Raw genomic sequence first — 12,068 nt, 5'->3', positions numbered from 1 at the left:
AAAACCACCACTGAATAACAAAAACATGGTTTCGGAATTATCCTAATCAAATAATTTAAAAGCCACAAATAATAAAACTATCATCTATACTAATTTTTAAAATACTACTAACAATGAACCAGAACCTCGCTTTCGCAGATTATGCGGTTTTTATTATCTATTTTATCGTAGTTTCTGCCTACGGTTACACCGTTTACCGCAAGCGTAAACAAGACGAACAAGATGCTAAAGCTTACTTTTTAGCTGAAGGAAATTTAACTTGGTGGGCTATTGGAGCTTCTCTGATTGCATCAAATATTTCAGCTGAACAATTTATCGGAATGAGTGGTGAAGGTTTCTTTTTAGGAATTGCCGTTGCTGCTTATGAGTGGATTGCTGCTATTGCATTGATTATCGTTGCGGTTTGGTTTATTCCGGTATATCTTAAAAATAAGATTTATACAATGCCTCAATTCTTAAAAACACGTTATAATGAATCGACTGCGTTGATTATGGCTGTTTTCTGGTTGTTTTTGTATGTTTTTGTAAACTTAACTTCTATCTTATATTTGGGAGCAGTTGCAATTAATGGTTTAGCGGGTGGAGAATATCTGCACGTAATCATGATTGGATTGGCTGTTTTTGCTTTGTTTATTTCTCTTGGAGGAATGAAAGTTGTAGCTTATACTGACGTTATTCAGGTTGCAGTTTTGATCATTGGAGGCTTGGTAACTTCTTATATTGCGCTTACAACTGTTGGACAATATTTTGGAGTTGGCGAAAATGCTATTGAAGGTTTCAAAGTTTTAATGAGAGAAGCTCCGGAACATTTCAAAATGATCATCCCAAAACCACACGATACTGTAGTTACAGCACAAACTTCTCAACTTGCTATTGACAAATACTTAACTTTCCCTGGATTATTATCTTACTTGGCTGGTATTTGGATCATCAACTTAAACTACTGGGGTTGTAACCAATACATTACTCAAAGAGCTTTGGGTGCTGATTTACAAACGGCTCGTACAGGTATTTTGTTTGCTGGTATCTTAAAATTATTAATGCCATTAATCGTAATGTTACCTGGTATTGCAGCTTACGTTTTATACCAAAACGGACATTTACCTCAATTAGTTGGAGGAAAAGATGGCGCTTATTCTGCTGTATTGACTTTCTTGCCAACTGGATTAAAAGGACTTTCTGTAGCGGCATTGACTGCTGCAATTGTAGCTTCATTGGCTGGAAAAGTAAACAGTATTTCGACAATTTATACTTTAGATATTCATAAAAAATACATCCAGAAAGAAGCTGGCGAAAAACAACAAGTAAACATTGGTAGAATTGCCGTTTTTGCTGCAATGCTTTTGGCTGTTTTATTTACATGGAATGACCTTTTAGGAATTGGCGGAGTTGGTGGATTCACTTACATTCAAAAATACACAGGTTTTATTAGCCCGGGAGTTTTCGCAATGTTCATTCTTGGTATGTTCTGGAAAAGAACAACTGGAGCTGCGGCAATTGTTGGAGTAATTTTAGGATTCTTATTATCTGTTTTATTCAATGAATATGCGCCTGCGTTATTCGGAAATGAGACCTTATTATATACTGCTTATTCTAATGGTAAAGGAGGATTCGAAATTCCGTTCCATATTTGTATGGGATTATCATTCTTCTTTACAACATTAACAATGGTTGCGATCAGTTTTGCAGGACCAAAAGTTAATCCAAAAGCTTTTGAATTAGACTATGAAATGTTCAAAGTAAAACCACAAACAACTGTTTTAATCGTAATCACTTTATTATCTATTATCGCATTGTACGTTAAATTCTGGTAGTATAATTTTTACTATATATTTTTTGAAGAAAAAAAGAGGATATCAAATTGGTATCCTCTTTTTGCATTTAATAGGTTCATTAATTTCTTTTGATTTTAACAAAAAAGAGACCCGTAAAAACCATGTAATATTCCATAGGAATATCTCATCAGTAGAAAAAAAAATAATAGTGACGGATTGTGTGTCCTGTAAGGACACTTGTGTTTATATAAATAACAATTTACACAAATCAAACGTTCCAACGGAACGATGTATAACCGCAATTCAAATTCAATTCTACCAAGCAGACATTCCTATGGAATGATTTTAAAAAGCATACAAATAATATTTATTACAAAAAGAGGATATCAAATTGATATCCTCTTTCTGCATTTAACAGGTTCATTAATTTCTTTTGATTTATAAAGTAAAAAACCCGTAAAAAGCATTCAATATTCCATAGGAATATCTCATCGGTAGAAAAAAAAATAATGGTGTCGAATTGTGTGTCCTGTAAGGACACTTGTTTTTATAGAAATAACAATTTACACAAATCAAACGTTCCTACGGAACGATGTATAAACGCAATTCAAATTCAATTCTACCAAGCAGACATTCCTACGGAATGATTTTTTAAATAAAAATCATGTAATATTCCGTAGGAATATCTCATTGGTAGAAAAAAAAATAATGGTGTCGAATTGTGTGTCCTGTAAGGACACTTGTTTTTATAGAAATAACAATTTACACAAATCAAACGTTCCAACGGAACGATGCATAACCGCAATTCAAATTCAATTCTACCAAGCAGACATTCCTATGGAATGATTTTAAAAAACATACAAATAATATTTATTACAAAAAGAGGATATCAAATTGATATCCTCTTTCTGCATTTAACAGGTTCATTAATTTCTTTTGATTTATAAAGTAAAAAACCCGTAAAAAGCATTCAATATTCCATAGGAATATCTCATCGGTAGAAAAAAAAATAATGGTGTCGAATTGTGTGTCCTGTAAGGACACTTGTTTTTATAGAAATAACAATTTACACAAATCAAACGTTCCTACGGAACGATGTATAAACGCAATTCAAATTCAATTCTACCAAGCAGACATTCCTATGGAATGATTTTAAAAAGCATTCAAATAATATTTATTACAAAAAAGAGGATATCAAAATTAATATCCTCTTTTTGCATTTAAGAACCTATATCTTTTTTAGTAAATCCAGCTTTTAAAATAACTGTTGTATCTGTAATTTGTTTTGAAAAATCGACAATTATTTTATTAGGATCTTTAGACGAATAATCAATTACAAAAAATTTATTGATCATTTCACTATAATTATCAGGACACCGACCGTAACTATTTCTATACCACTTGTCATTTACATTGTATTTGAAAAAACTTTTTGTAGTCTTGGGAAACGTTTTACAAAAAGTAAACTTACATACCGTTTGTTTTTTATTTTCCTGAATTTCTTTCGATCTTAAATGTCCTTTTATAAAAAGAGAAATCAAACCGCAAATCATTGCAAGAAGAATTACTTTGCTAATTTTATCTTTCATTTTATTGCCAATTTCTTCTCTAACTAATTATTCTTTATTTAAATCTTCTTTTTGCATATTTAGTAAATACGCCATATTTGCGATCACGTGATCGTGTTTCTTCACAAACGGATTTTCTTCGTTCCAGACATAACCTGCCAAAACTGAACAGATTTTCTCTTTTACTTCTGGATTTTCCGGTTGATGAAAAAACAAAGTCTGAAGATTTCCTGTGTACCATTCTTTCACGTAAGTGGTAAAAACCGCAATTCCGCGTTTCATATATTCCGTAAATTCAACTTCCCAATTTACTTCGATTCCTTGCGATTCTTTAAGGTATAATTTGGCCGCTAACATTCCGGATTCTGTAGCAAAAGCAACTCCTGATGAAAAAACCGGATCTAGAAATTCAGAACTATTTCCTGTCAAAGCAAAACCATCACCGTACATTCTTTTTACGGCTCTCGAATAATTTTCGAGTTTTACGGGTTCAAACAAAAACTCGGTTCCTTTGAATCTTTTTATATAATAATCAGATTTCTGAATCGCATTTCTTAAAGCTTCGGCATTGTCTTTATTTTCAGAAAGTGAATTGATAAAATCTGTTGGACCAACAACTCCTAAACTAGTATTTCCATTCGAAAACGGAATTACCCACAACCAAACTTCGGTTTCCAGAATATCAAATGAAATCTGAGTTCCCTCAATACCTTCTTCTCTATTAATATCTTTTACGTGTGTAAAAATCGACGAATGCGGATCCAATTTTGATGGCGTATCAAGATCTAAAAGTCTTGGTAAAACGCGACCATAACCGCTGGAATCAATTATAAATTTAGCGTGAATTTCTTTTAGGTTTCCATCTTTATCTTTTACGATTGTTTTAGAATTTTTCCCTTCAAAAGAAACTTCCAAAACTTCGGTTTCAAACTCCAGATCAATTCCTTTTCTAAGCACTTCCTGCGCCATTGTGTTGTCAAAATCTGCACGCGGAACCTGCCATGTCCAATCCCATCCTTCACCAAATTTCTGGCTAAAATCAAAAACACAAATCTCTTCTCCTCGAATGAAACGTGCTCCGAGTTTCTTTTCGAAATTCATTGCATCAAGACTCTCGAAAAGTTCAGCTTCTGCAAAATGATCCATAACTCTGGGAATCAGGCTTTCGCCGACAACAAGTCTTGGAAATTTTGTTTTTTCTACTACTTTAATTTTAACATTATTGTTATGAAGATACGACGCAGAAACACATCCAGACGGTCCTGCACCGATCACTAAAACATCTACAAACTCCTTTATCATAATAAGAATGTTATTAATTATTAACTTACATTTGCCTTCATCAAAATAACTACATTTATTTTGATAAATAAAATTAAATTAGCGCAACAAAAAACGATTTAATGAACACAATTAATGAATATTTAAGTTTAGCAGAATTCGAATCTATTATTTTTGGAAATAACAAAGTTGCAATCAGCGATGTAGTCCTAAATCGAGTAAATGAAAGCTTTAATTTTCTGAAGGAATTTTCGGGAAATAAAATTATATATGGTGTAAATACTGGCTTTGGGCCAATGGCTCAATACCGAATTAAAGAATCTGACCAAATTCAATTACAATACAATTTAATTAGAAGTCACTCTTCCGGAACCGGAAAACCTTTAAGCCCGGTTTGTGCAAAAGCAGCAATTTTGGCTCGTTTAAATACTTTGTCACTTGGGAATTCAGGAGTTCATCCTTCGGTAATTCACTTAATGGCTGAGTTGATTAATAGAGATATTACTCCACTTATTTTTGAACACGGAGGCGTTGGTGCCAGCGGAGATTTAGTACAATTATCACATTTAGCTTTAGTTTTAATTGGCGAAGGCGAAGTTTTTTATAAAGGCGACAGAAGACCAACTCAAGAGGTTTTTGAAATCGAAGGTTTAAAACCAATTCAGGTAGAAATCAGAGAAGGTTTGGCTTTAATAAACGGAACTTCTGTAATGACCGGAATTGGAGTTGTAAATGTTCATCACGCCAATAAATTATTAGATTGGTCATTAAAATGTTCTTGTGCCATAAACGAATTGGTTCAGGCTTATGACGATCATTTCTCTGAAGAATTAAACCAAACCAAACGTCATAAAGGACAACAGGAAGTGGCTCAAAGAATGAGAAAAAATCTTTCTGACAGTACTTTAATCCGTAAAAGAGAAGACCATTTATATTCGGGAGAAAATACCGAAGAAATCTTCAAAGAAAAAGTTCAGGAATATTATTCGTTACGTTGCGTACCTCAAATTTTAGGTCCGGTTTTAGAAACTATAAATAATGTTGCTTCTATTCTTGAAGACGAATTTAACTCGGCAAACGACAATCCTATTATAGATGTAAAAAACAAACACGTTTATCACGGAGGAAATTTCCACGGCGATTATATTTCGCTTGAAATGGATAAACTGAAAATTGTTATTACCAAATTAACGATGTTGGCAGAACGTCAATTGAATTATTTATTAAATTCAAAAATCAACGAAATTCTTCCTCCATTTGTCAACTTAGGAACATTAGGATTTAATTTCGGAATGCAGGGCGTTCAGTTTACTGCAACCTCAACAACTGCCGAAAGTCAAATGTTATCAAACCCAATGTACGTTCACAGTATTCCGAACAATAACGACAATCAGGATATTGTAAGTATGGGAACAAATGCGGCGGTAATTACCTCAAAAGTAATCGAAAATGCTTTTGAAGTTTTAGCAATCGAGATGATTACAATCGTTCAGGCAATTGATTATTTGGCGCAAAAAGATCAAATTTCATCTGTAACTAAAAAATGGTACGATGATATTAGAACCATAATTCCTGTATTTAAAGAAGATCAGGTTATGTATCCTTTTGTTCAAAAAGTAAAAGATTATCTGATCAATAGTTAATTTTAAAATCTATAATCTTACCAAAAAATATGAAAAGAATATTTCTATTATTATTAATTTTTATTCAATTAAGTAATGCTCAAGAACTGGCATTGGTTAAAAAAGATGGAAAATTTGGTCTCCTTACAAAAGATGGAACTTTTGCCGTTAATCCAAAATTTGATAGTGCCAGAGATTTTTCTGATGGTTTAGCTGCTGTTAAAGTAAACGGAAAATGGAGATTTATAGATGATAAAGGTACGCTCGTAATTCCGGCAACTTTTGATAATGCTAAAGATTTTAATAGCGGAATTTGTCTTATCGAAAAAAATGCCACTTGGTATTACATCAATAAAACGGGTGAAATATTAAAAGGTAATCCCGCATCAGATAAATTATTTGATTTTAATTATGGTGTAGCATTTTTTAGACAAGCCGATAAAGTTGGACTTATCAATAATAAATTTGAAATCGTTCTGGCTCCAAAATATGATGTTATAAGAGCATTTTATAAAGGTTATGCAAAAGTGGCAATAAATGATAAATGGGGAATTATTGATCCAACCGGAAAAGAAGTTGTTGAAGCTGTTTATGATGAAGTTGGAGATTATTATAACAACACAACCTGGGCAAAAAAAGGAAAAAATTTAGGACTGGTTCATAACGGACAATTTATTGCAATAGAAGGCGTTACCAAATTTGGATTCTTTGGCCAGGATTTAATTCCAGCACAAAAAGACGGAAAATTTGGTTATGTAAATCTGGAAGGACAATGGGTTCTTAAACCAAGATTTGACAAAGCAAAAGAGTTTTCTAAAAACATGGCTCCCGTTTGTATAAATGATAAATGGGGTTATATCAATTTAATGGGTTCATGTGTTGTACAACTTGTTTATTCTAATGCAGAACCTTTTAGCACAAGCGGTCTTGCTGCTGTACAAAAAGGTGGATGGGGTTTTATTGATGAAACCGGAAATTTAGTTATCCCTGCAGATTATGAAATTTCTGTAGCATTTGGAAGCTATTTTCGCGAGGAAAAAGGATTTATCGACGGACTGGCAAGAGTAAAGCGCAGTGGCAAATGGGGTTTTATTAAACCAGATGGACAGGTTTTAAATGGATGGTTTCAGAATGCCGAACTCTTTCAAAAATAATAAAAATAGATTTTCACATTATTAATATTGAACCTTTAAGACCATGAAAAAAACACTTATTTTTTTATTCGTATGTTGCATTCAATTTGTTAATAGTCAAGAATTGGCTTTAGTTAAAAAAGACTCTAAAATTGGATACATTTCTAAAGATGGAAACTTTAAAATTGAGCCTCAATACAAATCTGCAAAGAGTTTCTCTGAAGGTTTGGCCGCTGTAGAAAACGGTGGAAAATGGGGTTTTATTGACACAAAAGGAAACTGGGCAATTCCGGCAACTTTTAGTGACGCTAAAGAATTTAACAACGGAATTGCAATCGTAAAAAACGATAAAGACTGGGTGTATATTAATACTAAAGGTGAAATTCAGAAAGCACCAACTTCTGAAAAATTATATGATTTTGATAATGGTGTTGCTTTTATAAAACAAGGAGACAAAATTGGTTTAATCAACCCGAAAATGGAGGTAGTTTTGCAACCAAAATACGATATAATCAAACCGTTTGAAAATGGTTTTGCAAGAGTTGGAATCAATAAAAAATGGGGAATTATTAATACTTCCGGAAAAGAATTAGTTGAACCTGCATATGACGAAATAGGAAATTATTTTAAAAATACAACCTGGGCAAGAAAAGACAAAACGTTTGGAATTGTAAGCGCAGGGAATTTCATTGCTGTTGATGGTGCCGAAAAAATCTGGGATTTTGATACGCAGGATTTGACTTTTGCTAAAAAGAACGGAAAAATTGGATTCATTGACTTAAAAGGAAATTGGGTAATTACTCCTATATATGATAAAGCAAAAGCATTCTCAAAAAATTTAGCTCCGGTTTGCGTTGGGTCTAAATGGGGATATATTAATCCAAAAGCTGAATTTGTAATTGAACCAACATATGCTGATGCAGAAGTTTTTAGTACAAACGGATTAGCGCCGATAAAAGAAAAAAATTGGGGATTCATCAACGAATCAGGAAAACTAGTAATCCCAACTCAATACGGAATTACAGCAAATGGAATTATTGCCATGTTTGTAAAACAAGATAAAGGTTTTATCGATGGCGTTGCAAGAGTAAAAAACGAAGGAAAATGGGGATTTCTTAAACCAGACGGAACTGTATTAAGCAATCAATGGTTTGAAAATGCTGAGTTATTTTCGAAAGGATCAGAAAAAATTCAAGCAACTGAAAGTGTTACTGAGAAACCAAAAGCAGAAACAAAACCTGCAGCGAAACCAGCAACTAAAAAGAAGAAATAATTTTACATAAATGAAATCGACTTTTATAGACGATAGCATTATGACAAATAAAAAATAAAATCTACATAAATGAAATGTGTATTAGTAACAGGCGGTTCAAGAGGAATTGGTAGTGCTATTTGTAAAAAACTAGCAGTTGAATCCAATTATCATATTCTAATTAACTATCATTCGAATAAAACAGCTGCCGAAGAAACACTTCAGGAAATACAAAAATTAGGAGCAACAGGAGAAATCTTAGGTTTTGATGTTTCGAATTATGAAGAAGTACAAACCACTTTAACAAAATGGCAGGAAGCTAATCCTGAAGCACTTGTTGAAGCGATTGTAAACAATGCCGGAATTACAAAAGATGGTCTTTTTATGTGGATGACTCCCGAAGACTGGAATGGCGTTGTTAATACAAGTGTAAACGGTTTTTTTAATGTTACACAGTTTTTTATTCAAAAAATGTTACGCAATAAATATGGCCGAATCGTAAATATGGTTTCCGTTTCCGGAGTAAAAGGAACGGCGGGACAAACTAATTATTCGGCAGCAAAAGGCGCGATTGTTGCTGCTACAAAAGCATTGGCACAAGAAGTTGCCAAACGAAATATTACTGTAAATGCGGTTGCTCCGGGTTTTATCAGAACTGATATGACGAGCCAATTGGACGAAAAAGAATTACTAAAACTAATTCCGGTAAATCGTTTTGGCGAAGCTGAGGAAGTTGCAGATTTGGTAAGCTTTTTGATTTCTAAAAAATCAAGCTATATTACAGGCGAAATTATCAATATAAACGGAGGAATATATTCTTAAAAAAATATTTTAAACACATAGAAACATAGATTTTTATGTGAAAAGGATTTAAAAAAGAAATACATTTCTTTCACATAGATCGCTATGTGTATTTCAAATAAGTGAAATGCCTATTTTGAGTTTACAAAAGCTATGTTTCTATGTGTTAAAAAATTACACGAAACGGATATAAAAATACTTTGAAAGACGATGAATAAGAGAGTTGTAATTACTGGAATGGGGATTTATTCTTGTATCGGAACTTCTTTAGATGAAGTAAAAGAATCTTTGTACAACGGAAAATCCGGTATTAAGTTTGACGCCGAAAGAAAAGAATTTGGTTTTCAATCTGCCTTAACGGGAATGGTTCCGAAAGCAGATTTAAAAAACTTATTGACCCGCAGACAACGTATGAGCATTGGTGAAGAAACCGAATATGCTTATATGGCAACAATTGAAGCATTAAAAAACGCCAATATCGACGATGCCTTTTTCGACAATCGCGAAGTGGGAATCATGTACGGAAATGATAGTGTCTCAAAAGCTATTATTGACGCCACAGATATTGTTCGCGAGAAAAAAGATACCGCTTTAATAGGTTCCGGAGCGATTTTTAAATCCATGAATTCAACGGTAACAATGAATTTATCAACGATTTTTAAACTTCGCGGAATCAATCTTACTATAAGTGCCGCTTGTGCAAGTGGTTCACATTCTATTGGATTAGCTTATTTTTTAATAAAAAGCGGATTTCAGGATATCGTAATTACCGGTGGAGCTCAGGAAATCAACAAGTACGCAATGAGCAGTTTTGACGGATTAGGCGTTTTTTCGAATAGAGAAAACGAACCTGAAAAAGCTTCACGCCCATTTGATTCTGATCGCGACGGATTAATTCCGAGTGGTGGCGGTGCAACGTTAATACTTGAAAGCTATGAATCGGCAATTGCACGAGGCGCCAATATTATTGCAGAAGTTGTAGGTTATGGTTTCTCCTCAAATGGTGGACATATCTCAACACCCAATGTTGAAGGTCCGTCTATAGCCATGCAACGAGCGCTTGACGACGCACAATTAAAAGCAACCGACATTGACTATATAAATGCACACGCAACTTCAACTCCGGTTGGAGACGGAAACGAAGCAAAAGCTATTTTTGAAGTATTTGGTGAGAAAAATCCTTACGTAAGTTCTACAAAATCAATGACAGGCCACGAATGTTGGATGGCTGGAGCCAGCGAAGTAATCTACTCTATCTTAATGATGCAGAACGATTTCATTGCTCCGAACATCAATTTGGAAAATCCTGATGAAGATGCTTCTAAATTAAATTTGGTCAAAACTACTTTAAACAAAAAATTTGACATATTTTTGTCCAATTCCTTCGGATTCGGAGGAACCAACTCTGCGTTGGTGGTTAAAAAGTTTAAATTGAACGATGAATAAAGAAGAGATTATAGCAAGAATTAATGGTTTTTTGGTTGATGAATTTGAAGTAGATAATGATGATATTGAACCAGATGCTAATCTAAAAGATACACTTGGGTTAGATAGTTTAGATTATGTAGATTTAGTAGTTTCTATTGAATCTAACTTTGGTGTAAAACTGGTTGAAGCTGATTTCGTTGGAATTGCTACTTTTCAAAATTTCTATGACCTTATAGATACCAAACTAAAAGCTAAAGCTGTTTAATGAGTCAATGGGATGGCAAATCAAAAGGGACAGTTTTAGGCTATAGAATATTCGTTTTTTTAATACAAAAAGCGGGTGTAAAGGCTGCTTATGTCTTACTTTATTTTGTTGCTTCTTACTACTTTTTGTTTCTGAAGAAAAGCAATCAGGCTATTTTTTATTATTTTAAAGAAAGACTGAACTATTCCAATTTCAAATCAAGAAAAATGGTTTTCAAAAGTTATTACACTTTTGGACAGACTATTATTGATAAAGTTTCCATTTCTGCAGGAATGCGAAATAAGTTCACTTATGAATTTGACGGAATCGAGACTCTGAAAAAACTTCTTGCCGAAAAAAAAGGCGGTGTCTTAATTAGCGCTCATATTGGAAATTTTGAAATTGCTGAACATTTTCTCGGTGATATCGATCTTAACTTTCAAATCAATTTAGTTACAACAGATTTAGAACATTCTGCGATAAAAAATTATCTGGAAAGTGTTACCCAAAAACCAACCGTAAAATTTATAATTATCAGAGACGATTTATCTCATATTTTTGAGATCAATGCAGCTTTGGCCAATAACGAATTAGTTTGTTTTACCGGCGATCGTTATTTTGAAGGCACCAAATCTCTTTCTGAAGAAATTCTGGGTAAAGATGCTAACTTTCCGGCTGGTCCATTTTTGATTGCTTCACGCCTAAAAGTTCCCGTTGTTTTTGTTTATGTAATGAAAGAACCCAACTTACATTATCATTTATACGCAAGAGAAGCAACCGTAAAACATCGTGACGAAAAAGCACTATTGAAAGAATACGTAAAAAGCGTTGAAAGCATCGTACAGAAATATCCATTGCAATGGTTCAATTATTTCGATTTCTGGAATGATTTGAAAAAATAGCCCACGGGTTTAACGGATTAAACAGATTTACACTGATCTTTTTTTATTTATTTGCGACTTTG

At 33.3% G+C, this 12,068-nt stretch carries 10 protein-coding genes; 8 read left to right on the top strand and 2 right to left on the bottom strand.

Annotated features, from left to right (window positions below; translation table 11 throughout):
* Positions 1-113: 113 nt before the first annotated feature.
* The gene (locus WN975_RS19845) at positions 114-1,814 is read left to right on the top strand and encodes a sodium/sugar symporter (RefSeq protein WP_337967998.1); all 1,701 of its coding nucleotides are present in this window, start codon (positions 114-116) and stop codon (positions 1,812-1,814) included.
* A 1,181-nt stretch (positions 1,815-2,995) separates the two neighbouring features.
* Here the strand turns inward: WN975_RS19845 and WN975_RS19840 are convergent.
* Both WN975_RS19840 and WN975_RS19835 read right to left on the bottom strand, forming a co-directional pair.
* The gene (locus WN975_RS19840; protein WP_337967997.1) at positions 2,996-3,364 is read right to left on the bottom strand and encodes a hypothetical protein; all 369 of its coding nucleotides are present in this window, start codon (positions 3,362-3,364) and stop codon (positions 2,996-2,998) included.
* A gap of 27 nt (positions 3,365-3,391) precedes the next feature.
* Positions 3,392-4,645, bottom strand: coding sequence for an NAD(P)/FAD-dependent oxidoreductase (locus WN975_RS19835; RefSeq protein WP_337967996.1), 1,254 nt, complete (start codon positions 4,643-4,645; stop codon positions 3,392-3,394).
* A 101-nt stretch (positions 4,646-4,746) separates the two neighbouring features.
* Between WN975_RS19835 and WN975_RS19830 the strand changes: the two genes are divergently transcribed.
* The 7 genes from WN975_RS19830 (at position 4,747) to WN975_RS19800 (ending at position 12,006) form a co-directional block, all read left to right on the top strand.
* Positions 4,747-6,267 carry an aromatic amino acid ammonia-lyase gene (locus tag WN975_RS19830; RefSeq protein WP_337967995.1) on the top strand — a complete coding sequence of 507 codons (1,521 nt, stop codon included), beginning with the start codon at positions 4,747-4,749 and terminating at the stop codon, positions 6,265-6,267.
* Between the two features lie 29 nt (positions 6,268-6,296).
* Positions 6,297-7,400 carry a WG repeat-containing protein gene (locus WN975_RS19825; RefSeq protein ID WP_337967994.1) on the top strand — a complete coding sequence of 368 codons (1,104 nt, stop codon included), beginning with the start codon at positions 6,297-6,299 and terminating at the stop codon, positions 7,398-7,400.
* A gap of 43 nt (positions 7,401-7,443) precedes the next feature.
* Positions 7,444-8,652 (top strand): WG repeat-containing protein, encoded by a 1,209-nt coding sequence (locus tag WN975_RS19820; protein WP_337967993.1) that lies wholly within the window; start codon positions 7,444-7,446, stop codon positions 8,650-8,652.
* A gap of 69 nt (positions 8,653-8,721) precedes the next feature.
* Entirely contained in the window at positions 8,722-9,453 is a 732-nt protein-coding gene (fabG, locus tag WN975_RS19815) for a 3-oxoacyl-ACP reductase FabG (RefSeq protein ID WP_337967992.1), read from the top strand.
* A 189-nt stretch (positions 9,454-9,642) separates the two neighbouring features.
* Positions 9,643-10,878 carry a beta-ketoacyl-[acyl-carrier-protein] synthase family protein gene (locus WN975_RS19810; RefSeq protein WP_337967991.1) on the top strand — a complete coding sequence of 412 codons (1,236 nt, stop codon included), beginning with the start codon at positions 9,643-9,645 and terminating at the stop codon, positions 10,876-10,878.
* Entirely contained in the window at positions 10,871-11,125 is a 255-nt protein-coding gene (locus WN975_RS19805) for a phosphopantetheine-binding protein (protein WP_099710205.1), read from the top strand. The genes WN975_RS19810 and WN975_RS19805 overlap by 8 nt, the downstream gene beginning before the upstream one ends.
* Positions 11,125-12,006 carry a lipid A biosynthesis acyltransferase gene (locus WN975_RS19800; RefSeq protein ID WP_337967990.1) on the top strand — a complete coding sequence of 294 codons (882 nt, stop codon included), beginning with the start codon at positions 11,125-11,127 and terminating at the stop codon, positions 12,004-12,006. Before WN975_RS19805 ends, WN975_RS19800 begins: the two co-directional genes overlap by 1 nt.
* Positions 12,007-12,068: the final 62 nt, after the last annotated feature.

The sequence above is a fragment of the uncultured Flavobacterium sp. genome, from assembly GCF_951805225.1.
Taxonomy (GTDB): Bacteria; Bacteroidota; Bacteroidia; order Flavobacteriales; family Flavobacteriaceae; genus Flavobacterium.
Note: the sequence above shows the minus strand (reverse complement) of the source record. Positions and strands in the feature narration are given on the sequence as shown.